Origin of the sequence: Flavobacterium sp. 245 (assembly GCF_004362055.1) — a bacterium.
Classification (GTDB): domain Bacteria; phylum Bacteroidota; class Bacteroidia; order Flavobacteriales; family Flavobacteriaceae; genus Flavobacterium.
Genome location: NZ_SNXB01000005.1, coordinates 383,911 through 409,897, shown reverse-complemented (window position 1 = coordinate 409,897; position 25,987 = coordinate 383,911). Strand labels below are relative to the sequence as shown.

The window sequence follows — 25,987 nt, the reverse complement described above, 5'->3', positions numbered from 1 at the left end:
GAATTATATTCCTAATAAGTGTTTTTTCAAAGTTTCATCAACTGGTTTGTCTGAAAGCCAGATTCCGAATAATGCTTGTTTAAAATCAAATCCTGTAATTTTTCCTTTTGGAACATCATTTTTAATGACGTTAACGGTTTGATCAAGCGGGTTGTAAAATAAAATAAATACGTCTTTTTCTGTTATCGCATCACTTAAATAAGTTTTGAACTGCTCAATTCTTGGACGCAAAGCCTCAAGATTGCTTCCTGCAGATTTTTCAAAACCTGTATTCATTGCTTTTGTCAATTTGTTTGAAGAAACCATAGAAGAGGTGATTTCAATTCTCACAGCCATTTCAGTATCACTGTCAATAATGAATTTTGGGTCTTGGCTTAGTTGCGATAAATAAAGTGCCTGAACATAAACTTCCAACCACATTTTTGATCTTCCGCCAGCACCATTTAGCTGCATTGTTTTATTTTGGACTTCAATTTTTCTTGGAACTGTAACTCCATTTACTTCTAGTTGTGCTTGTGCCGAAACAGTCGAAAATTGCACGCTGAAAATAAGTGCAAGTAATAATAAAATCTTTCTCATACTTCTATCGATATTTTTTGTTTTTGGGCAAAAATACTTTTAATTTCTAAATTCTGCCCTCTAAAAATACATGTTTTTTATTAAAGTCTCTTATTTTTTTTAATTGTATATCTTTCATTATCAATTTAGTAAGACTTGTTTTACGTACAAATACTTGTTCTAAAACCGGTTGCGCACTTTTTTACCTAAAATTTACTAAAACTTTGTAAATAATGCCTTTTTGATATGCAATTATATTCTTAAATTTTAAAGAAATCCTTGAAGTATTACTGTTAGTTTTTTCAAAATGCCGAATTATTACGAAAACGTTATCGTAATTCTTGCTGATCTATTAATTTTATATGCATGCATTGTTAATTTGACTTTTAACATTTATCTTTGAAAGCCTTTTTTAAGCAGAAAAACATTTTTAAAAACAAAAAATAGTTCCATCAACGAAAGTTTTCGATTTTGGTTCAAAAAAACAATAAACTAAACAAGACTATGGATTTTAACCTTACCGAAGAACACTTAATGATTCAGCAGGCTGCTAGAGATTTTGCTCAAAACGAATTGCTGCCTGGTGTTATTGAGCGTGACGAAAAACAAATTTTTCCGACAGAACAAGTAAAGAAAATGGGACAATTAGGTTTCATGGGAATGATGGTTGATCCGAAATACGGAGGAAGCGGACTTGATGCTATTTCGTACGTAATTGCAATGGAAGAAATTTCTAAAGTTGATGCATCGGCTTCTGTTGTAATGTCTGTAAATAATTCATTAGTTTGCTGGGGTTTACAAGAATTTGGAACAGAAGAACAAAAACAAAAATATTTGCCAGGTTTAGCATCTGGAGAAATTCATGGAGCTTTTTGCTTAAGTGAACCAGAAGCAGGAAGTGATGCAACTTCTCAAAAAACCACTGGTATTGATATGGGCGACTATTATTTAGTAAATGGAACAAAAAACTGGATTACGAATGGTAATACGGCTTCGGTTTATTTGGTAATTGTGCAAACGCATCCAGAGAAAAAGCATAAAGGGATTAATGCTTTGATCATGACTAAGGATATGCCAGGTTTTTCAGTTGGACCAAAAGAACAAAAAATGGGAATCCGTGGTTCTGATACACACTCTTTAATGTTTAGTGATGTGAAAGTTCCAAAAGAAAACAGAATTGGAGAAGACGGTTTCGGATTCAAATTTGCGATGAAAACTTTGGCTGGAGGCCGTATCGGAATTGCTTCTCAGGCATTAGGAATTGCTTCAGGAGCTTATGAACTGGCTTTGAAATATTCTAAAGAAAGAAAAGCTTTCGGAACAGAAATCTGCAACCACCAGGCAATTGCTTTTAAATTGGCAGATATGGCAGTTAATATCGAAGCAGCACGTCATTTATGTATGAAAGCGGCTTGGGATAAAGATCAACATAAAAACTACGACGTGAGCGGTGCGATGGCAAAATTATTTGCTTCGCAAGTGGCAATGGATACTGCTGTAGAAGCGGTTCAGATTCATGGTGGAAATGGTTATGTAAAAGAATATCATGTTGAGCGTTTTATGCGCGACGCAAAAATTACTCAGATTTACGAAGGAACTTCTGAAATTCAAAAAATCGTAATTTCAAGATCAGTTATCGCAGGATAAATTTGATATTAAATAGAATAGAATTAAAACCCTTTCAGCCTTTGCAGGTTCGAAAGGGTTTTTTTATTACTTTTCAGCAAACTAATATCAAATCATAAAAACCAAGCACTTATGAAACTAGTATACTTTCTTGTTCCGTTTATTTTATTAGGATGTAAATCAAATACTTCCAAGGTTAGTGAGGTAAATTATAAAGTTTCACAGACTGAAGTTTCAGATTTTTTAAAATATCTTTCTTCAGATGAATTAGAAGGCAGAGAAACCGGAACAAAAGGAATCGAAAAAGCGGCCGTTTTTTTAGAAGACTTTTTTAAAGAGAATAAAATCAAGCCCTATTTTGCAACTTATCGCGATACTTTGACGAATTTTAAATCTCCTGCTTATAATATTGTTGGCGTTTTAGAAGGATCAGATCCGATTTTAAAAAAGGAGTTTGTGGTTTTGAGTGCACATTATGATCATATAGGTTTGGAAACAAAACAACAAGCAGATAAAATTAATAATGGTGCCAATGACGATGCTTCTGGTGTAACTGCCGTAGCGCAAATGGCCAAATATTTTGCTAAGACAAAATCGAACAAACGCAGTATTCTTTTTGTGTTTTTTGCTGGAGAAGAAAAAGGTTTGTTAGGTTCTAAAAGTTTAGTTGAAAAGCTGAAAAAGAGAAATTTCAATTTATATACACAATTGAACATCGAAATGATTGGTGTGCCAATGAAACGCGATTATTTAGCCTATGTAACTGGTTTTGACAAATCGAATATGGCGCAGAAAATTAATGAATATACGGGAAAAAATACAATTGGCTTTTTGCCGAAAGAAGCAGAGTATAAATTGTTTTACAGATCTGATAATTATTCCTTTTTTGAGGCTTTTGGAAAACCTTGCCAGTCAATAAGTACTTTCGATTTTGAGAATTTTGATTTTTATCATCATGTTTCAGACGAATTTAAAGTGATGGATATTTCGCATATGACCTCGTTTATTCAGGAGTTTTTACCTGCTGTCACTAAGATTGCTTCTACACCTACAGAAGAAATAACAATGAATTAATAACATCGCTTTTTATTGGATTTGCTTATTTTTGCAGTATGAAAAATATTATAGTTACTGGAACAAGTAGAGGAATTGGTTATGAACTAGCATTACAGTTTGCTAATTCGGGAAATCAGGTTTTAGCAATTTCTAGAAAAATTCCAAAAGCACTCTTAGAACATCAAAATATTACTTGCTTATCAATAGATTTGGCTGATGAAACTGCTTTAACAGAAGTAGAAAATTTTCTTTCTTCGACTTGGAAAAAAGTTGATGCAGTTGTGCATAATGCTGGCGCTTTAATTTGGAAACCTTTTGAAGAAACAACTCAAGCTGATTTTGAACGTATTTATAAAGTGAATGTTTTTGCTGTAGCCAATCTTACCAGAATTTGTCTGCCGTATTTACAAAAAGGGAGTCATGTAGTAACGATAAGCTCTATTGGCGGAGTTCGCGGAAGTTTAAAATTTGCTGGTTTGGCTGCTTACAGTTCAAGTAAAGGTGCGGTAATTACTTTGACCGAATTATTGGCTGAAGAATATAAAGAAAAGGGAATTTCATTTAATGTTCTGGCTTTAGGTTCTGTTCAGACCGAAATGCTGAATGAAGCTTTCCCCGGTTATCAAGCACCAATTTCGGCAGAAGGAATGGCAACTTATATTTATGATTTTACTCTTAACGGAAACAAATATTTTAATGGGAAGGTTTTAGAAGTTTCGTCAACAAACCCTTAATTAGTTATAAGTTATGAATTATGAATTATGAGTTTTGATTATGAGTGAGAGTATTGTAAAGATTAAAAGTTTTGAGTTAGCTATAAGAGGAGTTAATTTTTATAAATGGCTAATTTCTGAAAAGAAGGAATTTGTAATGAGTAAGCAATTTTTACGTTCTATTACTTCAGTTGGTGCCAATGTTCGAGAAGCTATGAATGCTCAAAGCAAAGCTGATTTTATTCATAAATTGTCAATCGCTCAGAAAGAATGTGATGAATCGATGTATTGGCTCGAAATTTTAAAAGAAACAAGTTATATTTCTGTGATTGAATTTTATTCAATTCATCAGCAATGTAATGAAGTGTTGAAAATCATTAGAAGTATTATAATGACATCCAAAAAGAAACTCATAACTCATAATTCATAATTTATAATTATTTTGAGCGATACTTTAGCTAAATATATTCCCGAACATGCGGTAAAACCCGTTTTTGATTTGATAGTGGCCAATCAGGTGCACTTGAAAATTGTAAACGAACGTCAAACGCGCCATGGTGATTATAGACGCGGACCAAGTGGAAAGCATGAAATCACGGTGAATGCGAGCTTAAATAAGTACCGTTTTTTGATTACGCTTATTCATGAAATCTCGCATTTAGTTGCATTCGAAAAATTCGGAAGAAATATAAAACCACATGGAAATGAGTGGAAATATACCTTTCAGCGTTTGATGGTTCCTTTTATTCGGCCAGAAATATTTCCAGGTCAGATATTGCCTTTGCTTGCGAGGCATTTTAAAAACCCGTCTGCAAGCAGTGATACTGATACGACTTTGTCATTGGCATTAAAACAATTTGACGCAAACAGTGATAAAAATTATGTTTTTGAAATTCCGTACGGAAGTGTTTTCCGAATTAAAAACGGGAAAGTATTTAAGAAATTAGCCGTTCGTACAAAGCGATTTGAATGCATCGAAATAAGCTCAGGAAAAACGTATCTTTTTAATCCAAATGCTGAAGTTGAGCTGATAGATTAAAGGTTTAAAAATTTCAAAATAGAAAGATCCAAATTCCAATTTTATATGAGATTGAAATTTGGATTTTTTTGTTGGGATTTGTCATAAGAAATTTAATATTAATTTTAAATACAATTTGTTCTACATTTGTAGAATTACCATATATTTGAAAAAATTAATTTTTTATGGAAAGAATATTACTCAGCTTATTTTTTGTGTTGGTTTTCTCAAATTTTGTTTTGGGACAAGAGACTTCTAATTTGGAAAAAGAAGAAAAAACAAATCCGATTATATATTTTGAAGGTTTTGGTGGACCATCAGTTGTTAAAAATCTTGGCGTTTCTGGCGGTGTTGGACTCAATTATCAATTGGGAGAAAGCCTGTTTACTTTTAGATATATTAATTCAGCTGGCTATAGAAGAAAAAATGATGGCCCGGTTATTATTGCCCCATCGGTTTACAAGTCAGAAGATAATGTCGAACTTGCCTTGATGTACGGTAGGCGTTGGGTAAAAGAACATCATTCATATAGTATTTCAGCAGGAATTAGCCGAAATAATTTGGAGTTAGAAAGCCGAGATTTTGATGGAATACGTACAGTTTCAACTATAGGTTTTTATGGGTTTCCTTTTGAAGCCAATTATAAAAGATTTTACTCAAAAAAAAGATCTAATTTGATATACAATGTGTTAATTCCGAGTGTTGGATTCAAACTTTTTGGAGATATTGGGAAATATACTTTTGTAGGTGTTGGCGTATCAGTAGGTTTTGGATTATGCAAACATTACTAAAAAAGAAAATCCCAAATTCCAACATTATCAAAATTGGAATTTGGGATTTTAAATATTGAGATTTAAAAGAGTTTATCCTTTCAAATAAGCTTCTCTTACTTTTTTGAATAAATTTGAAGAATAAACAAATTTGACAATATCTTTATTATCTGTTTTAAAGATTTCTTCTTTCGTTCCCTGCCAAGCTTTTACACCTTTTTTTAAGAACACAATATTTTCGCCAATTTCCATTACCGAGTTCATATCGTGCGTATTAATTACAGTGGTAATATTGTATTCTTTGGTAATTTCCTGAATCAGGTTATCTATCAAAGTTGAAGTATTCGGATCTAAACCAGAGTTTGGCTCATCACAAAACAAATATTTTGGATTATTTACAATCGCGCGTGCAATCGCCACGCGTTTCTGCATTCCTCCTGAAATTTCAGATGGAAGTTTTTTATGTGCATCAACTAAATTCACTCTTTCTAAAACGAAATCAACGCGTTCTTTAATTTTAACTTTGTTATCGTTGGTAAACATTTTTAGCGGGAATGCTACATTTTCAGCAACTGTCATTGAATCAAATAAAGCACTTCCTTGAAAAACCATTCCAATTTCAGTTCTTAATTCTCTTTTTTCATCTGGATTTAAATCAGCGTAAATTCTTCCGTCGAAAGCAATTGTTCCTGAGTCCGGTGTGTGAATTCCGAGTAAACTTTTTAATAAAACTGTTTTTCCAGATCCACTTTGTCCAATAATCAAGTTCGTTTTTCCAGTTTCAAAAATGGTCGAAACTCCTTTTAGAACTTTACTGTCGCCAAATGATTTTTCTAAATTTTTTACTTCTATCATGATCCTAATAACAATTGGGTTAATATGTAATTGAAAAGAATGATGGATACTGATGTCCAAACAAACGAAACCGTACTGGCTTTACCAACTTCTAACGCTCCGCCTTTCATATAATAACCATGGAAAGATGGAATTGTTGCTAGTAACATGGCAAATATTAAGGTTTTAATAAATGCATAAGTAATGTGAAACGGAATAAAATCCATTTGTGCTCCCGCAATAAAGGCATCACTTGTTGTAAAACCACCATAAACACCGGCAAGCCATCCTCCAAAAATTCCTAAAAACATACTGATTCCAATAACAAATGGATACAATAGTAAAGCAATGATTTTTGGGAAAACCAAATAGTTAAGTGAATTTACACCCATAACTTCTAATGCGTCGATTTGTTCTGTAACACGCATTGTTCCGATACTTGAAGTAATAAAAGATCCCATTTTTCCAGCCATAATTACCGAAATAAAAGTAGGAGCGAACTCCAAAATCACCGATTGACGAGTTGCAAAACCAATTAAATATTTTGGGATTAATGGGTTAGTTAAGTTTAGCGCCGTCTGAATCGCAACAACTCCTCCAACGAAGAATGAGATGAAGCAAACGATGCCAAGAGAGTCTATAATTAAATCGTCGATTTCTTTGAATATCAAATTTTTCATAACAGGCCATTTGGTCTGTTTATTGAAAATTTCCTTCAGCATTAAAAAATATCTTCCTATTTGAGATAAATAACGAATTAGCATCATAAGTTTTAGAAATATTGGCTAAATTAAGGATTAGTTTACAGTTTACAGTTTCAGTTTGCAGTTTTTTAATTTTTTTTAAGATTAAAAAAGCTTTTGTTTCATTTTCTGCAGACGATAATTTCTAATAAATTTAGCTTGTTCAGGGGTAACTAATAAAGGCGCTTTTGCTTTTTTAGCTTTCATAAATCCTTTAATGTAGTCTAAAAAGAGAAATGGTTTTTTCTTCATCATCGCCAATTTTGCTGATGCAATTGCAGTAATCCAAAAACCATAACCTAAAGTGTAAAAAGCTTCGCCTTGTTTATAACGAGCTGTTTTGTTGTAATTTGCGCCAGTTGGTTTTAAATGTTTTACATGCAAAGATTCGTCGGTAACTATTTTCCAATTATAATATTTGCACAATAATTCATCTACAGTATCCCAACCCATTGCAGGTTTTAAACCGCCAATTTGTTTGTAGGTTTCTTTTCGATACGCTTTTAATGCACCGCGAATGTGATCTTTGTCGGTCAGGTTTTCTAAAACCCATTCGCCATTTTTGTCGATGTAGCAAAATCCGCCAACCATTCCGATTTTTTGATCCGATTCAAAATGTCTGATTATGGTTTCGAAATAGTTAGGAGGAAAAATTAAATCGCCGTCTATTTTTACAATAATATCATAATCAGAATCCAAAGTTTCGAAACCTTTTTGAAAAGCTTGAATTACTTTGCTTCCTGGCATATGAATAGCATCTGAAGTTTTGTTTACAACAGAAATGTATGGATTGTCTTTTGCAAAACTCAGTACAACTTCTTCGGTTTTATCTGTAGAATTGTCATTTACGACTATAACTTTTGATGGCAAAACAGTTTGTGAAACCAAAGATTGTAAGGTCAAGCCAATAAGGTCTTGCTCATTATGTGCGGGAATGACGATGTAATACTTCATGTGAAAAATTTTAGATTTTAGATTTTAGATTTTAGATTTTTTGGTGTTATCTAAATCAAAAATCGAAAATCGTTAATCTGGAATCTTAATTCTTAACTTTTTCAGCAACAACAATATAATATCTCGGGGTGAAATATCTTAATAAAGGTCTGAATCCAAACTTTTTTACCGGATGTGTAAATTGTAAACGATCTGTTATTTTCCATCCCGTTTTTTCTAAAAGCCAGTCTAACTGCCAGTCTTCAAATTCATGATAATGTCTGTCCCACATATCAGTTTTAGAACGATATGCTGGTGAAAACCATAAGCGCAACGGAATTGAAATTAGCAGTTTGTCACATTTTACGTTTTGTAAAATGGTGTAAGGATTTAGTAAATGTTCGAAAATTTCAAAAGCAGTAAAAACAGTATAATCTTCTGTTTGTAGCGCCCTTTGATCGTTGTCTAAATCTTCGCCTTTTGTGTTTTTTACAGTATAGCCATTTTCTTCCATTATTTTTGAAAACGGATTTGGTACACCAAAATCAAAAATGGTTTCTGATGTGCTAACGTGCTTTTGTAAAAACTCTAAGGTAAGTTTGAATCTTTTATTCGGAAACGTTTTTTCGTACATAGTTATTGCGAGGAACGAACAAGCTATCGTTCTTGATTTAATTATTTAGGTCGCAAATATACAAAGTTATCTGCTTTTTTGTGTTTTTTAATTTGATGGAAGTCAATTTATCAAGTATTTGAAAAAACGAAATGAATCTCTCGCAAAGACGCGAAGTCGCAAAGTTTTTATAAATAATTACTTTGCGACTTCGCGTCTTTGCGAGATTATTTCACTCAGGCTATTAAACTTAATTTACCTACATAAAAAAGTATTTTAATAGCGGTAAACAAAAGCATTAATATTCATTCCTGCTCCAACTGAAGCAAAAATAATCACATCGCCTTTGTTGATTTCATGATTTTCAATTTTTCCCTGAAGAATCAAGTCGTATAAAGTAGGAACAGTTGCAACACTGCTGTTTCCTAAATCATGAATGCTCATTGGCATAATATCTTTAGGTGCTGTTTTATCGTATAATTTGTAGAAACGTTCGATAATTGCTTCGTCCATTTTTTCGTTTGCCTGATGAATAAGGATTTTCTTTACTTCATCAATCGAAATGCCACTTTTATCTAAACAGCTTTTCATTGCGCACGGAACATTGCTTAAAGCAAATTCGTAAATTTTACGTCCATACATTTTAATGTATTTTATATCCGGATCTAAATCTGGATTATATGATTTTCCGAAATAAAGGTAATTTGCTTCATCATTTGCATAAGTGGCACTTTCATAAGATAAAAGGCCAGCTTCGTCGGTTGAGGCTTCTAAGATTGAAACTCCGGCTCCATCAGAATAAATCATCGAATCACGATCGTGATCGTCGACAACTCTTGATAAAGTTTCGGCACCAATTACCATAACTCTTTTCGCCATTCCAGATTTGATGAAAGCATTGGCCTGAAGCACGCCTTCAATCCAGCCCGGACATCCAAAAAGAATATCATAAGCCACACATTTAGGGTTTTTAATTCCTAATTTATTTTTAACACGAGTGGCTAAACTTGGTAAAATATCGGTTTGATGCGTTCCAGTTTTTACGTCTCCAAAATTATGTGCGAAAATAATGTAATCTAAAGTTTCAGCATCGATTCCTGCATTTGCAATTGCTTTTTCGGCTGCAAAAAATGCTAAGTCAGATGCTGTGTATTCTGGTTCAGCATAACGGCGGTTTTGAATTCCGGTGATGCCTTTAAATTTTTTTATAACGACTTCATTCGGGTAACCAAAAGGAGTTCCATCTTCATTCAAAAAAATATGTTTGTCAAAGTCTGTATTTTTTACTTCTAAATTAGGAATATAACTCCCAATGCCAATGATTTTTATTTTCATTTCTTCCTTTAATTATCCGATAAATTTATTGCTAAAGTATAAATAAATTCATGATAACTATCATAAAAAATACTATGCATGCATATAATTATGAAATAACAATTTTTTAGGTGATATAATGGTTATTTTTTAATGATTTTTTAATTTTTCCGAGATTTCAAACGTTTGAAATGGAATGTGAGGGAAAGTTTTTTTTGTTTCAGGTTTGCTTCCCCTGTTCGAGCAAAGCTCTCGAGTCAGGTTTCAGGTTTCTCCATTGCGGGAATTTCATAAAGTATGTCATTCCGAGGAACGAGGAATCCCCGTAAGTAGCTCTACAAAGATTGGCGAATTACTGTGCTTAGAATGGATTGATCCCGAAGCTTCGGGACATCCCTACAATATCTTTTGTTCCTCTGGAGCTTCCAAAAAAATCTTAATTATTATATTTTTAAGTAAAGTATGTCATTCCGAGGAACGAGGAATCCCCGCAAGAAACTCGACAAAGATTGGCTATTTGGAACGGAGCTACTTGCGGGGATTGCTTTGCCAATTCGCTACCGCTCGGGTCCTCGTTCCTCGGAATGACATACTTTGTCGTAAAAAGTTATTATAAAAACAATTGTTCTTGAAAACCTGTCGTTTCTTCCGCGTGAGGGATAGGAGCTAGCTACCGAAGTAGCGCGGATAGCCCGACAGTATTTAAGAAAAGGCCTTATAAGCGCAAAGTTGATTAGGCCTTTTTTTAAATACTGGCACGCCCAGATTATAAATGTTTCAAGTTTCAAGTTTCAGGTTTCAGGTTTCACGTTGCGCTCGAACTTGAAACTTGAAACAAAAAAACAAAACCCGACAAGTTTTGAGACCTGTCGGGTTTTGATATAATTAGAAAAACTTATTTCTTAGTTTTCCATGTAAGCTTCGATAGGAGCACAGCTGCAAACTAAGTTTCTGTCACCGTATGCATCATCTACACGACGAACTGATGGCCAGAATTTATTTTCAGCAATGTACTCTAATGGATAAGCTGCTTTTTCTCTTGTATAAGGGAAAGCCCAGTTGTCAGTAGTCAACATTGCTAATGTATGCGGTGCATTTTTCAATACGTTGTTTTTATCATCAGCTGTTGCCGCTTCAATTTCTTTTCTGATTGAAATAAGTGCATCACAAAAACGATCTAATTCTGCTAAATCTTCAGATTCAGTAGGTTCAATCATTAAAGTTCCTGCTACCGGGAAAGAAACCGTTGGAGCGTGGAAACCGTAATCCATCAAACGTTTTGCGATATCACCAACTTCAATTCCGTTTTCTTTAAATGAACGACAATCTAAAATCATTTCGTGAGCCGCTCTTCCACATTCTCCGGTATAAAGAATTGGATAGTGTCCTTCGAAACGTGCTTTCATGTAGTTTGCATTCAAAATAGCGTGTTCTGTAGCACTTTTTAATCCTTCAGCGCCCATCATTGTGATGTAGCCGTAAGAGATTAAACAAACTAAAGCTGATCCGTAAGGTGCAGATGAAATAGCTGTAATCGCTTGTTCACCACCTACTTTTAAGATTGGGTTTGTTGGCAAGAACGGAACTAATTTTTCGTTCACACAGATTGGTCCAACTCCAGGTCCACCGCCTCCGTGAGGAATAGCGAATGTTTTGTGTAAGTTTAAGTGACAAACGTCAGCGCCAATTGTAGCAGGATTTGTTAATCCAACTTGCGCGTTCATGTTTGCACCGTCCATATATACTAATCCGCCGTTGTCGTGGATTAATTTTGTGATTTCAATAATTGAAGATTCGAAAACTCCGTGAGTAGATGGATAAGTTACCATTAAACAAGATAAATCATCTTTGTGTTCAATTGCTTTTTCTCTTAAATCTTCTACATCAATATTTCCTTCCGGAGTCGTTTTAGTAACGATGATTTTCATTCCGGCCATAGCTGCAGAAGCAGGATTTGTTCCGTGAGCTGATGATGGAATTAAACATACATTACGATGTCCTTCGTTTCTAGACATATGATAAGCGCGAATAGCCATTAAACCAGCATATTCTCCTTGAGCTCCTGAATTAGGCTGTAATGTTGTTCCAGCAAATCCAGTAATTACATTTAGTTGCTCCTCTAATTTTTTAAGCATCGTGATATAACCTTCAGCTTGTTCAACTGGTGCAAAAGGGTGGATGCTATTCCAGTTTGGCATTGATAAAGGCAACATTTCTGAAGCTGCGTTTAATTTCATCGTACAAGAACCTAAAGAAATCATCGAATGGTTCAATGATAAATCTTTACGCTCTAACTTTTTGATGTAACGCATTATCTGACTTTCTGAATGATGATTGTTGAAAACATCATGCGTTAAGAAAGAAGACGTTCTTTCTAATGAAGCAGGTAACTGACTTGCTGTAGTTAATTCAGAAACAGTAAAAGTTTCTTTTCCTGTAGCTTCAGCAAAAATGGCTATGATTTGATTGATGTCAGCAACAGAAGTTGTTTCGTTGAATGAGATCGAAATCGTATCAGCATCAACATAGAAGAAGTTTACTTCGTTTTTCTCAGCAACAGCTTTTACTTTTTGAGCATCAGCTTTTACTGAAATAGTATCAAAGTAAGCCGTATTGGTTTGGAAAACGCCTAATTTATTTAGAGCTTCAGCAGCAGTAACTGCCGATGCGTGCACTTTGTTTGCAATGTATTTTAATCCTTCTGGTCCGTGGTAAACCGCGTACATTCCGGCCATAACAGCTAATAAAACCTGAGCTGTACAAATATTTGAAGTTGCTTTTTCACGTTTAATGTGTTGTTCACGAGTTCCTAAAGCCATACGTAAAGCACGGTTTCCGTTAACATCGATCGAAACTCCAATAATACGACCTGGCATAGATCGTTTGTATTCTTCCTTAGTTGCAAAAAAAGCAGCGTGAGGACCACCGTAACCCATTGGTACACCAAAACGCTGTGTAGTTCCAACTACTACTGCAGCTCCCATTTCTCCCGGAGAAGTTAAAGTAGCTAATGACAAAATATCAGCAGCAAAAGCTACTTTGATTTCATTTTCTTTTGCTTTAGCAACAAAAGCAGTATAATCGTTTACCTGACCATATTTTCCTGGGTATTGTAAAATAGCTCCAAAAAACTCATTTGAAAAATCAAATGTTTCGTGGTTTCCAACAACTAATTCAATTCCAACTGGAGTTGAACGAGTTTGAAGTATCGATAAAGTTTGAGGTAAAATTTCTTCAGAAACGAAGAATTTGTTTGTATTGTTTTTCTTTTGGTCACGTGTACGAACGTCAAACAACAAAGCCATAGCTTCTGCAGCAGCAGTTCCTTCATCTAATAAAGATGCATTGGCAATTTCCATTCCTGATAATTCAATAACAGTAGTTTGGAAATTTAAAATTGCTTCAAGACGACCTTGAGCAATTTCTGCCTGATAAGGTGTGTAAGCAGTATACCATCCTGGGTTTTCAAAGATATTTCTCTGAATTGGAGCAGGAACGATAGTTGGGTGATAACCCAAACCAATATACGATTTGAATACTTTATTTTTCTTTCCTAATTCCTGAATATGATTTGCAAATTCGTATTCTGTCATTGCAGGATCCAAATTCAAAGGCGCTTTTAAACGAATATCGTCCGGAAGGGTTTCATAAACAAGTTGTTCAATAGATTCAACACCAATTGTTTGTAACATGTGTTGAAGATCTGTTTCTCTTGGACCAATGTGTCTTAAAGCAAAAGCATCTGTTTTCATTTGTAGCAGTCTATTTTTTAAAGATCAAAAGTAATTTGCCGCGTGTTTTTATACGATTTCACAGGGTTAATTACATTTTATAGTAAATGTGTTGTTTTTTTGTGGCGCAAAATTAAGTATTATTAATAATTTATTGGGTATTTTTAACTTCAATTTTTGTCAAATTTATAACTAAAGAGTTGATTTGTTACCAATTGATTAGATTTGAGGTATGAAACTTCTAAAACAAATATTAGATTTTTATTTAAACAGCAGTATTCACGTGGCTTTATCGTGTTATACTTTGGTTCGTATTACTTTTCATTTCTTTCATATTCAGTATGATGAACCAATGGCGTTGTTTGTTTTTTTTGGAACAATTGTAGGATATAATTTTGTTAAATACGATGCTTTGGTTCGTGTGAAAAAAAAACCAGTCGGCAATCAGCTAAAAATTATTGCTCTTTTGAGTTTTATTTCGTTGATTTTAGTTGGCTATTATTTTTTCCATTTAAAGCGGATTACGCAGATTGTTTCTGTTGTAATTTTTCTAATAACGGCACTTTATACTTTACCGTTTTTTCCAAACCGAAAAAATGCTCGAAATTGGGCTGGCGTAAAAATCTATATTGTAGCAATTTGCTGGGTTGGCGCGACTTTGGTTTTGCCTTTAATAAATGCCGAAATTCCGTTTACTGCCGACTTTTTTATAAAATGCATTCAACGTTTTGTATTGGTTTTTGTGCTGATTTTGGTTTTCGAAATTCTAGATTTGGCCAATGATGATCCACATTTGCAAACCGTGCCACAGACAATCGGCGTAAAACGAACAAAGATTTTAGGACTTTCACTTTTAGTTCCATTTTGGGTTTTAGGAATTTTGAGTTTTACCCTTCATGATCTTATCATCAATCTTATAATGGTTGTCACGTTGATGTTGTTTATTCTCTTTGCCAATACAAACAGGTCTAAATATTACACTTCTTTTTGGGTCGAAAGTGTACCCATTTTTTGGTGGCTGATGATTGCGTTTCTGTAAACAAAAAACCGATGCGTATAACATCAGAATTTTAAATACTATTATTTTGGGCGTGCCCCTCCGGGTCGGGCTATCCGCTTCAAGTCCTCGCACTTCCTTCGTCAGGCTGTGGGCTTTCCACTTCTATCCCTCACGCAAATCGTAAAACGAGAAAATTCACTTTTCAAAAGAAATCTTGATTCAAAATTAACCTTGTTCAGAAACTTGTTTAAGGGTTTTATTTCTTTCTAAAAGAAAATTAGTCAGATGTTTTTCCAAGAGTAAAATATCAAATAATTCTCCGAAAATTCCAAACGGCGTTTCATATTGCAATTTATCTTTCATAATTGTAAATCCATTTTCTTCTTCAAAAATATGCTCATGTCTGAAAGATTTGAATTTTCCTTCTTCCATTTCATCCACAAAATAATCATAAAAATTCATGACCGGAATTTTGCTTTTATGTGTGAGATAAAATCCGAAATGTTTACCGCGCCATGTAACAGTTTCATTCAAATTGATCAACCCAGATGTTACGCCCGCAATTGCTTTTTCATTTGTTGGACTTGCAGATTTCTGGTGAATGTCGATATTTCTTGAAGCATCAAAAACGATTTGTTTTGATGCTTTTATTTTTGTTGTGAGGTTTATTGTTGTCATTTTTGATCAGCGTATTGCAAGTCCCAGCGGGACGTCATATTTATAAAAACATGGAAAAAAGGTTGTTGAACCCCATCGGGGTGGTATGTTTTAGATGTAATCAGAAAGCAAGATGTCGCTCCGCTGGAGCTTTAATGAAAAGAAAAAATTATATTATCTATAAATATTGTGCTCCGCTGGAGCTTTACAAAAAAATCTATTTTACTTTCGTTTCTTCATATTTCAATTTTGACTTAAAAAAGAATCCGATAATAATAGCGCTTATTGTATAAGATATTGCAATATTATCAGAAATGGTTCCGCCAATGATAGCTGTTGTTGTCCAAATTCCAATTACGACTGTCAAGATAAAAAATATTTTTGTGTAAATATTTTTTATGCTTTTTTCCTTGATAAACATAAAAATGAAAATTAAAAGGAGATAGGTTGGTATTGAAAACATAAACCCCATAATGATCATCAACGGATATATTTCGAAAAAGTTCAAAACACTTCCAAAACTAGAATAAGACAATTGATTTACCAAAATTAAAATTATTGGGCCGGATAATAATGTTAGAATCCAATGGCCGAGGATATGGGTTCGATTCATTTGCTTAAAAGGTTTGTTTCTTCTCGATATCTGGAAATACATTATCAATTCTTTTTGCCAGTTCAGGAAGTTTAATTGTTGGAACTGCGGGAAATAAATGATGTTCTAAATGATAAAACATACTAAAAGTAATTTTGTTTTTCCAATCTGCTCGTTGCGTTCGGGCAAACTCCGGAGAATCTTCCGTGTCATGATGAACAGTCCAAACTGCAAAGAAAGCCATTAAAAATTCGGCGAAAACCATTATAATAATATGATAAATCAGGAAATGAATCTGAAAATAGAAAACTATAAATGTTACTATTGCAATAGAAAACAATTCTAAGATGACATTTTTGATATAATTTCTATTTCCTTTCTGCAATGTTATTTTATGGATCAAAAACATATGAATTGGTCCATAAAGTATAGCTCCGTACCAAGTCATGCGAGCTGATTTTCCTTCGTAATCTTCTTCACTTAGACAATATTTGTGGTGTCGGATATGATTGAATTTGACAGCATGAATTGAAACCATCAATAAAATACTATTTGAATAAAGAGTAAACCAAGTCAAGAATTTATTTGTTCCTAATGAATTATGAAAACCATTATGGACTTGTCTTAATCCGGCAAGAAAGAAAAAAGCTGAAAAAGGCAGAGCAAATAGATAATATCCAAAATAAGCCAGCGTCATAGAAATTATAAACCATGGAATTGTCAAGTTGTTTTCAATCAACATTTCTTTGAAAGTGAGACTTTTTAAATCTTTCCACTGTACTTTTTTGAGGATTTCCTGATGTGTCATTTTATCTGAATTTAGGGTTTATCAAACCTAACAGGTTTTGAAAACCTGTTAGGTTTCTTGATGAAATTAAGCTTTAAAAGCTAATCTTTCTTCTCTTTGAGCTTCTTTTGCTTTTCTTTTTCCTCTAAAAAAGAAATATAAATTGAAGAATAACATAATGCCAAGATAGATAGAAAATCCTCCAATTTTGTAGCTTAATCTTTCAATTAATTCCTGATAACTGTCTTGATTTAATTGCAGTTCCAAAATCATTAAGGCAAAACCAATATTTAAAAGATAAAATCCAGTTTCAAAAAGTTTGTTGGTTGCTTCGGCGATTTCTTCTCGGCCTTTGAAAATGTCCAGCATAAATATTTTTCCGTTTTTGAAAAGTGTTTTAGAAACATAATATGTAAGGAATAATGCAACTGGTAAATAAATTCCGTAACCGATTAAGATTTTTGTAGTTTCCATGATATTTAATTTAAGATGTTATTTAATTAATTTATGAATGTACTTGGTTAGAATAATGATGTTGAGATAATGCAAAATTGAAATGATGAAAATGATGATTGCGGTTTTTATTCCAATTGTTTCTATAAGATTGGGTAGAGTTGAAATTTTTTGCCAGGAAATTAATGTCATTGCGCAATAACCAATATTTAAAAGATAATACGCCAAAAGCAAAACCTGATTTATTTTTTGACAGATATCAGCGTGATTCGGAATCAGTTCTGCGACATAAATATTACCGTTTTTATAACATATTTGACCCACTTTTAAAATGATGAAAATCGTAATGCTGAGGTATATAAAATACCCGATGATGTTGAAGTTCATGATTAAAGCAGTTTATAATGACCAATTAAATTATAAAGGAACAAAGCAGAATTTACTGTCGCAAATAATACAAAAAGCGTATTCATAAAGTAGCTTCCGACTTTAAAAATCATTTTTTGGGGAATCTGATACATTGGATAATATGCAATTTGAGTAGCAACTTTTCCTACCCAATACAAAGCAATCAAACCTGTTAGTGCAACTGCTAAAGCTGATTGTTCTTTTAATTCAGTGGTAAATAAAATCGCAATTAAGCCAAAACAAAAATTTAATCCCTGAATATATCTTCCGTAAGTTTTAGCTATTTCTTGATTTAGTGGTTTGAGTTGTTTTACATCATTGTACCAATCAAAAACATTGTGACGAATATAGGGATAGATAAGAGCTGTAAATATTTGGCCCATTCCGCTTAGAATTATTAGCCAACTAGGTATTGTTAAGTTCATGGTTTTGTTTTTAGGTTTAAAAAAAATGAAAGCTTTAGTTACGTTTTTATTTGATGATTTTGAGACCCGCGTCCGAATCAATTTTTAATGAACAAATCCTAAATCCTCGTATTTAATTAATATGCGATAAAAATAAATTGCAGTAATGTTTGGGATGAGTGTTACAAAAGTGACTTGTAAAAAATCATTCCACATAATGAAGTTAAAAAATGAGAAAAGAACAATTATATTCAGGATCGTAACGATCCAATAGGTTTTTATCTGGCTTTTAATTTTATAGTTTTTAGGTTTTGAGAAGATTTCGATGGTAACAAAAATTCCGGAAATTATCTGTGTAATTGTTAGTAATGCTTGTCCGGCAAACCTAAAATAGCATGTTAGATAAAGTAAAAAGCAAATTACGAGAGCGAAAATGTTGATTTGTCTTAGAGTTACCATAATTATTGATTGTTTTAAACTTTCAGAAAAAAATGAAAGTTGTAAATAAATTTTTTTACTTCATCATTTTTATAACCAATTTTCCTAACCAATTTTCATTGAATTCAGTCATTTTGTCTAACATATTATCTGCTTTTAAAACGAAATCGTATAATTTGGAAGTTTGATCAACAAAATGTTTCTCTTCTGCAGAATCTTTTGCTTCAATCGTTGAAACTTCTTTTAAAATTTTAAGAGCAGGTTTAATTTCACGTTTGCTTCTTTCTCTGGAAATTTTTGCAGCTAATTCGTCTAAATCCTTTTCGGCTGTGAAAAACTCTTTTCTTTCTCCGGCTTTAAATTCTTTGTAAACAATTCCCCAATCCATTAAAGCTCTTAGATTCATGCTGGCGTTTCCACGCGAAATTTGTAATTCTTCCATAATGTCTTCCATCGAAATAGCTTCGTTCGAAACCATTAATAAAGCATGGATTTGCGCCATCGTTTTATTAATTCCCCACTGAGAACCTAATGCTCCCCAGGTTTGTACAAACTTATTTTTTGCTTCTTTGAATTTCATTTGTCGATTTTATTGTTTTTCAAACGGTCAAATGCAAATCGCATAAATGCTCATTGTCATAGATCAAATGTAAGTAAAAGTTTTTAAACTTTCAAAAATAAATGAAAGTTTATTTTAAAGAAAAAGCCGAAAATTTCGTCTAGGCTTATTTTATCAACGTTTATCCTCTTTAGAGTAATTAGAAACGCCATCAATATCAATCGGATTTCCTAAAAAATGCGGTTCACGATTTCTCAAAACATCCAAAAAAGATTTAAATACCGAACCATATTCTCGAAAACAAACATAGTTATATCCTGAATATTCTCCTTTATTAGCCGAATATCCAACTGATTTAATTCCGAGTTTTTGTCCGATATAAATCGCTCTGTTCAAATGATATTCCTGCGAAATTAGAGTTGCTTTTTTGATATTGAAAATATGTTTTGCGCGATACATAGTAGAGTAGGTGTCGAAACCAGCGTAATCAATGAATATTTTAGTTGTATCAACTCCATGAGTGTAACAGTACTTTTTCATTACAGTTAATTCATCATATTCTTCACGGCCATTATCTCCCGAAAGCAAAATTTTATTGATGCGTTTTGCTTTCCATAGTAAAATTCCGGCATCAAGTCTGTCTTTTAAATACTTACTCGGCTGATCTCCTCTAATTCCGGCGCCAAAAATAATTCCGACATCGTTTTTTGGAAATCTTTTTAGTGAATGATGAATGTTTGCTTTAGTTGTTGATTTGACATATAAATTCACAGAAACAATAGCAATCGATCCAAGAATAAAAAGATATGCGAGTATGTTTAAATATTTTTTCAAGTTGTGTTTTGTAAGATTAGGTTTAAAAAATAAACGAAGATAATCAAAATTGAATAAAAAAAACCGAAGTAAAAATACTTCGGTTTCATATCTAATAATCTAAGTTGTCTAATGATCTAAGAAGTCTAAAGAAGTCCTGCCCGTTTCAACAAAGCTTCCGGTTTTGGTTCCTGACCTCTAAAACGTTTGTACAAAGTCATCGGATGTTCTGTTCCTCCTTTTGAAAGGACATTGTCTTTGAATTTCTTCGCTACTTCTTCATTAAAGATTCCTTTTTCTTGGAAAAATTCAAAAGCATCCGCATCTAAAACTTCTGCCCATTTGTAGCTGTAATATCCAGAAGAGTATCCACCTTGAAAAATGTGTGAAAAAGCCGTACTCATTGCATTTTCTTTTACATCAGGATACAATTGTGTATTGGCAAATTGTTCGGTTTCAAAAGCTTTTAAATCCGTAATGTTTGTCGGATCTTGTCCGTGCCATGCCATATCTAAAAGTCCAAAACTCAATTGACGCAAAGTCGCTAATCCTTCCTGGAAACTCGCACTTTCTTTGATTTTTTGCACGTATTCAATCGGAATAATTTCCCCGGTTTCGTAGTGATTGGCAAACAAAGCCAAAGCTTCCGGTTCATAACACCAGTTTTCCAAAATCTGACTTGGCAATTCTACAAAATCCCAGAAAACAGAAGTGCCTGATAGACTCGGATACGTTGTGTTGGCTAACATTCCGTGCAAACCATGGCCAAATTCATGAAATAAAGTTGTCACTTCATTAAAAGTCAATAATGAAGGTTTTGTTTCTGTGGGTTTTGTAAAGTTGCAAACGTTCGAAATATGCGGTCTTTCGTTTACGCCGTCTTTTATAGATTGTGATTTGAATGAAGTCATCCAAGCGCCGTTTCGTTTTCCTTTTCTTGGGAAGAAGTCAGCGTAGAAAATCGAAACCAAATTGTTTTCAGCATCTCTTACTTCATAAGTCGTAACTTCTTCATGGTATTTGTCGATGTCAAAAACCTCGGTAAAAGTTAAACCAAATAGTTTGTTGGCAACAGTAAACGCACCTTCTAAAACTTTTTCTAGTTGAAAATAGGGTTTCAGTTTTTCATCATCTAAATTAAAAAGCTGTTGTTTTAATTTTTCAGAATAATAAGCGCCGTCCCATTTTTCTAATTGTTCGATTCCGTCTAATTCTTTTGCGAAAGCGGTCAATTCAGCAAATTCTTTTTGAGCCGCCGGTTTTGCTTTTGCCAATAAATCATTTAAAAAAGAGAAAACTTTTTCCGGACTTTCCGCCATTCTTTCCTCTAAAACAAAATGTGCATGCGTTTTGTAGCCTAATAAATTGGCTCTTTCAAAACGAAGTTTGGCAATTTTCAGAACGTTTTCTTCATTGTTGAATTCGTTGTTCTGAAACCCTTTTGCACCAAAAGCAATTGCCATTTTTTTACGCAATTCGCGATTATCAGCATAAGTTAAAAACGGAATATAACTTGGATAATCTAAAGTGAAAATCCAGCCTTCTTTTTCTTGGTTTTTGGCTAATAATCTTGCTGCTTCAATTGTTCCTTCTGGCAATCCAGACAAATCTTTTTCATCAGTTAGATGCAATTCGAAGTTGTTGGTTTCGGCCAAAACATTTTCGCCAAACTGTAAACTTAATTTCGATAATTCTTTGTCGATTTCTCGTAATTGGTTTTTCTTGTCTTCAGGTAAATTTGCCCCGTTTCTTGAAAAGCTTTTGTATTTTTTATCTAATAAAGTTGTTTGTTCCGGATTCAGATTTAAACTTTCTTTTTGATCATAAACCGCTTTTACTTTCGCAAATAAAGCAGCGTTTAAGCGAATGTCATTTCCGAATTCTGAAAGTAAAGGCGAAACTTCCTGAGCAATTTTCTGCATTTCGTCATTCGTTTCAGCCGAATTCAAATTGAAGAAAATGCTCGAAAGACGATCTAAAATATCGCCTGAAAAATCCATTGCTACAATTGTATTTTCAAAAGTCGGCGCATCTGGATTATTTACGATTGCATCAATTTCGGCTTTAGCCAAAGCAATTCCTTCATTGAAAGCTGGAACATAATCCTCGATTTTAATCTGCGAAAAAGGTGCGGTGTTATATTTGGTGGTAAATTTTGAAAGTAAAACACTCATTATGATATACTATTTTTTATTAATTGAAGTCAAATTTTTTGAATTCCAAAGATAGTAATTTATAAAAATGTAATCGTCTTATAGAATTCTATTCTTGGCATAAAATCCTCTTAAAATGTGTTAGAGTTATGTTATTTATTGCCGTATGGGATATTAAAAGCGTAAATTGACAAAATAGGTTAGCATCATAAAATTCTAATCGTAATTGTAAAAAATCAAAATATGAATTATCAAGTTGTAATTAAGAATATAGACACGGCGAATGAAGTTGAAGGTTATTGGTCAGATGAGGATTTGGTTGTGTTATTACAAAAATTCAATTATCCCGACGGAGCTACGGCCGAGAAAAGCAGTTTGCCGGAATTATTAGAGATGGCCATTTCGGATTTTGAACCTAACGAAGCTGCACAGATTGTGTTAGAATATAAATTAGGGGATGAATTAAGTGCAGGACAAATTGAGCAGATATCCAACAATATGTTGATAGATAAAGTATGTGAGGAATATCCGGAAATACACATGCAAGGCAGATTATTTCATGTCAATCAATTGCTTTTTAAAGCTTACAATGGGAAATTTCCAAATGCAAAAGCTTCTGTTGTTCATTTCGCCATGACACCAATTAATGGCGAAGTACAAAAACTGACTGCAGAAAATATACTGAAGTTGTTGAATAATGGTTTGTCAGGCAGAAACCTTATTAAAAGATTATTCGAAAATCAAATGTCTCAGAATATTCCGTTTCCGGAAGCAGAAAGTATTATCTGGGAATTGACAACAGAAGATAATGTCAATTATAATTTGGTTACTTCAGAGAATTGGATAAATAAGGATGATGTAACAGCGTCTGAATTTGAATCTGTTTTGGAGGAAGTTGAAGATGAGGCTTAATTTTAGTTTTCAGTCACAGTTTTCAGTCACAGTTTACACTGAAAACTGTGACTGAAAACTGAAAACTATTTCAATCCTTCAGCCGCTTTATTAACCGCAGCTTTTAATTCTTCTTTATAAGCAATAATAGTATCAAGTACTTTTTTATCGTGGCTTCCTATAATTTGTGCAGCTAAAATTCCTGCATTTTTTGCTCCGTTCAATGCAACCGTTGCAACTGGAACGCCGCCTGGCATTTGCAGAATCGATAAAACTGAATCCCATCCATCAATAGAATTGCTTGATTTTACCGGAACTCCAATTACAGGAAGTGGTGACATCGAAGCTACCATTCCAGGTAAATGCGCCGCACCACCAGCTCCGGCAATAATTACCGAAATGCCACGAGTATGTGCATTTTTACTGAAATCAAATAATTTTTCTGGCGTTCTATGTGCCGAAACGATATCTACCTCTACTTCAACATTAAATTGTTTTAATATGTCGATTGCATCCTGCATGACTGGCATGTCTGAGATACTTCCCATTATGATGGCTACTTTGCTCATTGTGTTTTTTGTTTGTTTTGTTTCAAGTTTCAGGTTTCAAGTTTTTGTTGTGACTGAAAGTCTAAATTGAAAATTATTTATGTTGTTGATTCAAGATCTTATTTTGATTAAAAGTGTGTAAATTAGAAATGAACCAAAGAATATTAATGCTAAAGTACATAAGACAAGAATTATAAATAAAATGAAACTTTTTACTCTCTCTCCCTTATATTCGTATTTATCTGTAAATTTTTCAAAATGAATTTTAAACAAATTTGAATTGTTGTTTAAATTCAAAAGGTTCATTAATATTTCTACAAAATCCATTAAAACTGATAAATTCGTTTGTTTTACTTCAAGTTTGTCAGCTGTGACTGCGACTGAAAACTGACTACTAAAAATTACTGCCCACTAATCACTCTAATAGTATTCTTAACTTCCTCTGCAATTCGTCTCGCTTCTGCCATATCTTCATTTACAATTGTAACGTGACCCATTTTTCTAAAAGGACGAGTTTGTTTTTTACCGTAAATATGAGGCGTAACGCCGTTCCATCCTAAAATGGTTTCTATGTTTTCGTAAACTACATCTCCTGAAAAACCTTCGGCACCAACTAAATTTACCATAATGCCGGCAACTTTGCTGTCTGTGTTTCCTAACGGAAGATCTAAAATAGCGCGTAAATGATTTTCGAATTGTGAAGTATAACTGGCTTCAATAGAATAATGACCAGAATTGTGTGGGCGAGGAGCAACTTCATTTACTAAAATCTCATCGTCATTGGTTTGAAACATTTCAACTGCCAAAAGTCCAACGTGATTGAATTTCTCAGAAACATTCAAAGCAATTGCTCTGGCTTTTTCGGCTACTTTTTCGTCGATTCTTGCCGGGCAGATTACATATTCTACTTGGTTGGCTTCTGGATGAAATTCCATTTCTACAACTGGATACGTTTTTATTTCTCCTGATGGATTTCTGCAAACAATAACCGCCAATTCATTTTTGAACGGAATCATTGTTTCTGCAATACATTCTACATTTGGTAAACTGTCTAAATCAGAAACCTGACGAATTACTTTTACACCATTTCCGTCATAGCCAAATTCGGTGCATTTCCAAACGAAAGGCAATTTTAAATCATTGATTTTAGACTTTAGATTATCTAAATTTTCAAATCTTTCAAAAGGTGCAGTTGGAATATTATTATCTGCGTAAAATTGTTTTTGAATTCCTTTATTCTGAATTCCTTTTAAGGTTTTTGGAGACGGATAGACTTTTAATCCTTCGTTTTCTAATTGCGTTAAAGCTTCAAGATTAACTAATTCAATTTCGAAAGTCAAAACATCGACTTGTTTTCCAAAATTGTAAACAGTTTGATAATCCATTAAATCACCTTGAAAGAATTTGTTGCAGGCAATTTTGCTCGGAGCTTCGTCACTCGGATCTAAAACATAAGTTTGTATGTCAAATTTTCGGGTGTCAAACAATAGCATTTTACCCAATTGTCCGCCACCTAATATTCCTAATTTAAAATCAGAAGAAAAATAATTCATTGTAGTTGTGTTTTTGCAAAGATACCTTTTAATCTTTTTTAGCCAAAATTTAGTTTTTCCGTCGCGAATTCATAAAGTTTTGCCACAGATTAAAAGGATTAAAATGATTTATTTCTGTGTGTTTTAGGTTGCCACGAATTATGCGAATTACATCGAATTTTGTAGGTTGAATAAAAAAATAATTTGTGAAAATTCGTGTAACTCGTGGTGAAAAAAAATCTTTTTAATCCTTTTAATCTGTGGCAAACAAACCTATTTTAGTTTCTTCAAAACTTCTTTTGCAACTGCTTTATAAGCGGCTGAATGATCTCCGTAATCTTTATTTAAGATCATTTGCAGTTCAGGATGAATCCAGTCGTAATGATTTCCTAAAACATATAATGTCCTTATAGAATAAGCTTTTGTTGCCACCTTGATATCATTTATCAGCCAATCAAAAGAAACTTCAATAATATCTTGTAAATTATTTTCGGAGAGAGAAATGCAGTTTTCGTCTTTTTTATAATGTGACTTAATCAAAAGCTGTACTACTTTTGCAATTGGACGAAGCGAGCTTTCATCGTTTAAAATTTTCAAATTCGAACAGAAAAAATCCAGATGGGGCTGTAGCCAAAGTAATTCTTCGTAAGACACAAATTCTAAAATCCAGCAGGCTTTATGATTGTTTTTGTCTGTGGGCGAAAAACAAATTGAAACCAATTCACTAAAAAGGGAAGGGTTTTCTAAAATATTTTGCGCAGCTTTTAGACGATTTTCTCTATAAGCATTTACATAATCCAGATTTTTTTGCAATTCAGAAGGCATCATTTAATATTTAAATAC

27 protein-coding genes are annotated in these 25,987 nt (G+C 33.3%); 8 read left to right on the top strand and 19 right to left on the bottom strand.

Translation table 11 applies throughout. The annotated features are described in order from the left end of the window. Positions 1–3 precede the first annotated feature (3 nt). Positions 4–579, bottom strand: a complete 576-nt coding sequence (locus EV145_RS12765) for a chalcone isomerase family protein (protein WP_133525576.1) — start codon at positions 577–579, stop codon at positions 4–6. 483 nt (positions 580–1,062) lie between these two features. Here EV145_RS12765 and EV145_RS12760 point away from each other — a divergent pair, with 483 nt between their 5' ends. The 6 genes from EV145_RS12760 to EV145_RS12735 all read left to right on the top strand — a co-directional run bounded on the left by EV145_RS12760 (position 1,063) and on the right by EV145_RS12735 (position 5,762). Then, positions 1,063–2,205 carry an acyl-CoA dehydrogenase family protein gene (locus EV145_RS12760; RefSeq protein WP_133525575.1) on the top strand — a complete coding sequence of 381 codons (1,143 nt, stop codon included), beginning with the start codon at positions 1,063–1,065 and terminating at the stop codon, positions 2,203–2,205. A 111-nt stretch (positions 2,206–2,316) separates the two neighbouring features. Then, positions 2,317–3,258 (top strand): M20/M25/M40 family metallo-hydrolase, encoded by a 942-nt coding sequence (locus tag EV145_RS12755; protein ID WP_133525574.1) that lies wholly within the window; start codon positions 2,317–2,319, stop codon positions 3,256–3,258. A 38-nt stretch (positions 3,259–3,296) separates the two neighbouring features. Continuing rightward, positions 3,297–3,974, top strand: a complete 678-nt coding sequence (locus EV145_RS12750) for an SDR family NAD(P)-dependent oxidoreductase (RefSeq protein WP_133525573.1) — start codon at positions 3,297–3,299, stop codon at positions 3,972–3,974. 40 nt (positions 3,975–4,014) lie between these two features. Next, complete coding sequence (locus tag EV145_RS12745) at positions 4,015–4,383, top strand: four helix bundle protein (protein ID WP_133525572.1); 369 nt, start codon at positions 4,015–4,017, stop codon at positions 4,381–4,383. A gap of 12 nt (positions 4,384–4,395) precedes the next feature. Next, positions 4,396–4,992 (top strand): SprT-like domain-containing protein, encoded by a 597-nt coding sequence (locus EV145_RS12740; protein ID WP_133525571.1) that lies wholly within the window; start codon positions 4,396–4,398, stop codon positions 4,990–4,992. Positions 4,993–5,156: 164 nt separating this feature from the next. Beyond that, positions 5,157–5,762: a hypothetical protein gene (locus EV145_RS12735; protein WP_133525570.1), complete on the top strand. Its 606-nt coding sequence runs from the start codon at positions 5,157–5,159 to the stop codon at positions 5,760–5,762. A gap of 72 nt (positions 5,763–5,834) precedes the next feature. Here the strand turns inward: EV145_RS12735 and EV145_RS12730 are convergent, their stop codons facing one another. The 6 genes from EV145_RS12730 to gcvP form a co-directional block, all read right to left on the bottom strand. After that, positions 5,835–6,596 carry an ABC transporter ATP-binding protein gene (locus tag EV145_RS12730; RefSeq protein ID WP_133525569.1) on the bottom strand — a complete coding sequence of 254 codons (762 nt, stop codon included), beginning with the start codon at positions 6,594–6,596 and terminating at the stop codon, positions 5,835–5,837. Next, positions 6,593–7,342, bottom strand: coding sequence for an MlaE family ABC transporter permease (locus EV145_RS12725; protein WP_133525568.1), 750 nt, complete (start codon positions 7,340–7,342; stop codon positions 6,593–6,595). Before EV145_RS12725 ends, EV145_RS12730 begins: the two co-directional genes overlap by 4 nt. Before the next feature lie 81 nt (positions 7,343–7,423). Continuing rightward, positions 7,424–8,272: a glycosyltransferase gene (locus tag EV145_RS12720; protein WP_133525567.1), complete on the bottom strand. Its 849-nt coding sequence runs from the start codon at positions 8,270–8,272 to the stop codon at positions 7,424–7,426. 85 nt (positions 8,273–8,357) lie between these two features. After that, on the bottom strand, positions 8,358–8,885 hold the full coding sequence (locus EV145_RS12715; RefSeq protein WP_133525566.1) for a methyltransferase: 528 nt from the start codon (positions 8,883–8,885) through the stop codon (positions 8,358–8,360). A 255-nt stretch (positions 8,886–9,140) separates the two neighbouring features. Continuing rightward, the gene (locus tag EV145_RS12710) at positions 9,141–10,199 is read right to left on the bottom strand and encodes a 3-oxoacyl-ACP synthase III family protein (RefSeq protein WP_133525565.1); all 1,059 of its coding nucleotides are present in this window, start codon (positions 10,197–10,199) and stop codon (positions 9,141–9,143) included. An 881-nt stretch (positions 10,200–11,080) separates the two neighbouring features. After that, entirely contained in the window at positions 11,081–13,930 is a 2,850-nt protein-coding gene (gene gcvP / locus EV145_RS12705) for an aminomethyl-transferring glycine dehydrogenase (RefSeq protein ID WP_133525564.1), read from the bottom strand. 211 nt (positions 13,931–14,141) lie between these two features. Here gcvP and EV145_RS12700 point away from each other — a divergent pair, with 211 nt between their 5' ends. Continuing rightward, on the top strand, positions 14,142–14,948 hold the full coding sequence (locus EV145_RS12700) for a hypothetical protein (protein WP_133525563.1): 807 nt from the start codon (positions 14,142–14,144) through the stop codon (positions 14,946–14,948). Between the two features lie 186 nt (positions 14,949–15,134). On the opposite strand, the gene EV145_RS12695 is transcribed toward EV145_RS12700, so the two are convergent. From EV145_RS12695 to EV145_RS12660, 9 genes are all read right to left on the bottom strand, one after another. Further along, the gene (locus EV145_RS12695) at positions 15,135–15,587 is read right to left on the bottom strand and encodes an SRPBCC family protein (RefSeq protein WP_133525562.1); all 453 of its coding nucleotides are present in this window, start codon (positions 15,585–15,587) and stop codon (positions 15,135–15,137) included. 196 nt (positions 15,588–15,783) lie between these two features. Next, positions 15,784–15,933 carry a hypothetical protein gene (locus tag EV145_RS22400; protein ID WP_166638449.1) on the bottom strand — a complete coding sequence of 50 codons (150 nt, stop codon included), beginning with the start codon at positions 15,931–15,933 and terminating at the stop codon, positions 15,784–15,786. A gap of 250 nt (positions 15,934–16,183) precedes the next feature. Next, the gene (locus EV145_RS12690; RefSeq protein WP_133525561.1) at positions 16,184–16,966 is read right to left on the bottom strand and encodes a fatty acid desaturase family protein; all 783 of its coding nucleotides are present in this window, start codon (positions 16,964–16,966) and stop codon (positions 16,184–16,186) included. Between the two features lie 66 nt (positions 16,967–17,032). Next, positions 17,033–17,419: a hypothetical protein gene (locus EV145_RS12685; protein ID WP_133525560.1), complete on the bottom strand. Its 387-nt coding sequence runs from the start codon at positions 17,417–17,419 to the stop codon at positions 17,033–17,035. Positions 17,420–17,437: 18 nt separating this feature from the next. Beyond that, positions 17,438–17,785 carry a hypothetical protein gene (locus tag EV145_RS12680; RefSeq protein ID WP_133525559.1) on the bottom strand — a complete coding sequence of 116 codons (348 nt, stop codon included), beginning with the start codon at positions 17,783–17,785 and terminating at the stop codon, positions 17,438–17,440. Between the two features lie 2 nt (positions 17,786–17,787). Then, the gene (locus EV145_RS12675; RefSeq protein WP_133525558.1) at positions 17,788–18,231 is read right to left on the bottom strand and encodes a hypothetical protein; all 444 of its coding nucleotides are present in this window, start codon (positions 18,229–18,231) and stop codon (positions 17,788–17,790) included. Positions 18,232–18,724: 493 nt separating this feature from the next. After that, the gene (locus EV145_RS12670) at positions 18,725–19,228 is read right to left on the bottom strand and encodes a GbsR/MarR family transcriptional regulator (protein ID WP_133525557.1); all 504 of its coding nucleotides are present in this window, start codon (positions 19,226–19,228) and stop codon (positions 18,725–18,727) included. Between the two features lie 153 nt (positions 19,229–19,381). Beyond that, complete coding sequence (locus tag EV145_RS12665; RefSeq protein ID WP_133525556.1) at positions 19,382–20,041, bottom strand: vancomycin high temperature exclusion protein; 660 nt, start codon at positions 20,039–20,041, stop codon at positions 19,382–19,384. Positions 20,042–20,166: 125 nt separating this feature from the next. Further along, entirely contained in the window at positions 20,167–22,194 is a 2,028-nt protein-coding gene (locus EV145_RS12660) for a M3 family metallopeptidase (protein WP_133525555.1), read from the bottom strand. Between the two features lie 222 nt (positions 22,195–22,416). Here EV145_RS12660 and EV145_RS12655 point away from each other — a divergent pair, with 222 nt between their 5' ends. Further along, positions 22,417–23,085 carry a hypothetical protein gene (locus tag EV145_RS12655; protein ID WP_133525554.1) on the top strand — a complete coding sequence of 223 codons (669 nt, stop codon included), beginning with the start codon at positions 22,417–22,419 and terminating at the stop codon, positions 23,083–23,085. Between the two features lie 65 nt (positions 23,086–23,150). On the opposite strand, the gene purE is transcribed toward EV145_RS12655, so the two are convergent. From purE to EV145_RS12640, 3 genes are all read right to left on the bottom strand, one after another. After that, on the bottom strand, positions 23,151–23,633 hold the full coding sequence (gene purE / locus EV145_RS12650; protein WP_133525553.1) for a 5-(carboxyamino)imidazole ribonucleotide mutase: 483 nt from the start codon (positions 23,631–23,633) through the stop codon (positions 23,151–23,153). 380 nt (positions 23,634–24,013) lie between these two features. Next, complete coding sequence (locus EV145_RS12645; RefSeq protein ID WP_133525552.1) at positions 24,014–25,165, bottom strand: 5-(carboxyamino)imidazole ribonucleotide synthase; 1,152 nt, start codon at positions 25,163–25,165, stop codon at positions 24,014–24,016. Between the two features lie 252 nt (positions 25,166–25,417). Continuing rightward, the gene (locus tag EV145_RS12640; protein ID WP_243739258.1) at positions 25,418–25,972 is read right to left on the bottom strand and encodes a hypothetical protein; all 555 of its coding nucleotides are present in this window, start codon (positions 25,970–25,972) and stop codon (positions 25,418–25,420) included. Positions 25,973–25,987 lie beyond the last annotated feature (15 nt).

Bases quoted from the DNA above. Each gene is read 5' to 3' on its own strand.
- EV145_RS12745 (WP_133525572.1), top strand. From the start codon at position 4,015: ATGAGTGAGAGTATTGTAAAGATTAAAAGTTTTGAGTTAGCTATAAGA.
- EV145_RS12730 (WP_133525569.1), bottom strand. From the start codon at position 6,596: ATGATAGAAGTAAAAAATTTAGAAAAATCATTTGGCGACAGTAAAGTT.
- EV145_RS12645 (WP_133525552.1), bottom strand. From the start codon at position 25,165: ATGAATTATTTTTCTTCTGATTTTAAATTAGGAATATTAGGTGGCGGA.
- EV145_RS12680 (WP_133525559.1), bottom strand. From the start codon at position 17,785: ATGAACTTCAACATCATCGGGTATTTTATATACCTCAGCATTACGATT.
- EV145_RS12700 (WP_133525563.1), top strand. From the start codon at position 14,142: ATGAAACTTCTAAAACAAATATTAGATTTTTATTTAAACAGCAGTATT.
- EV145_RS12735 (WP_133525570.1), top strand. From the start codon at position 5,157: ATGGAAAGAATATTACTCAGCTTATTTTTTGTGTTGGTTTTCTCAAAT.
- EV145_RS12660 (WP_133525555.1), bottom strand. From the start codon at position 22,194: ATGAGTGTTTTACTTTCAAAATTTACCACCAAATATAACACCGCACCT.
- purE (WP_133525553.1), bottom strand. From the start codon at position 23,633: ATGAGCAAAGTAGCCATCATAATGGGAAGTATCTCAGACATGCCAGTC.
- EV145_RS12695 (WP_133525562.1), bottom strand. From the start codon at position 15,587: ATGACAACAATAAACCTCACAACAAAAATAAAAGCATCAAAACAAATC.
- EV145_RS12655 (WP_133525554.1), top strand. From the start codon at position 22,417: ATGAATTATCAAGTTGTAATTAAGAATATAGACACGGCGAATGAAGTT.
- EV145_RS12720 (WP_133525567.1), bottom strand. From the start codon at position 8,272: ATGAAGTATTACATCGTCATTCCCGCACATAATGAGCAAGACCTTATT.
- EV145_RS12670 (WP_133525557.1), bottom strand. From the start codon at position 19,228: ATGAAATTCAAAGAAGCAAAAAATAAGTTTGTACAAACCTGGGGAGCA.
- EV145_RS12690 (WP_133525561.1), bottom strand. From the start codon at position 16,966: ATGACACATCAGGAAATCCTCAAAAAAGTACAGTGGAAAGATTTAAAA.
- EV145_RS12760 (WP_133525575.1), top strand. From the start codon at position 1,063: ATGGATTTTAACCTTACCGAAGAACACTTAATGATTCAGCAGGCTGCT.
- EV145_RS12765 (WP_133525576.1), bottom strand. From the start codon at position 579: ATGAGAAAGATTTTATTATTACTTGCACTTATTTTCAGCGTGCAATTT.
- EV145_RS12725 (WP_133525568.1), bottom strand. From the start codon at position 7,342: ATGATGCTAATTCGTTATTTATCTCAAATAGGAAGATATTTTTTAATG.
- EV145_RS12675 (WP_133525558.1), bottom strand. From the start codon at position 18,231: ATGAACTTAACAATACCTAGTTGGCTAATAATTCTAAGCGGAATGGGC.
- EV145_RS12715 (WP_133525566.1), bottom strand. From the start codon at position 8,885: ATGTACGAAAAAACGTTTCCGAATAAAAGATTCAAACTTACCTTAGAG.
- gcvP (WP_133525564.1), bottom strand. From the start codon at position 13,930: ATGAAAACAGATGCTTTTGCTTTAAGACACATTGGTCCAAGAGAAACA.
- EV145_RS12710 (WP_133525565.1), bottom strand. From the start codon at position 10,199: ATGAAAATAAAAATCATTGGCATTGGGAGTTATATTCCTAATTTAGAA.
- EV145_RS12685 (WP_133525560.1), bottom strand. From the start codon at position 17,419: ATGGAAACTACAAAAATCTTAATCGGTTACGGAATTTATTTACCAGTT.
- EV145_RS12640 (WP_243739258.1), bottom strand. From the start codon at position 25,972: ATGATGCCTTCTGAATTGCAAAAAAATCTGGATTATGTAAATGCTTAT.
- EV145_RS12750 (WP_133525573.1), top strand. From the start codon at position 3,297: ATGAAAAATATTATAGTTACTGGAACAAGTAGAGGAATTGGTTATGAA.
- EV145_RS12755 (WP_133525574.1), top strand. From the start codon at position 2,317: ATGAAACTAGTATACTTTCTTGTTCCGTTTATTTTATTAGGATGTAAA.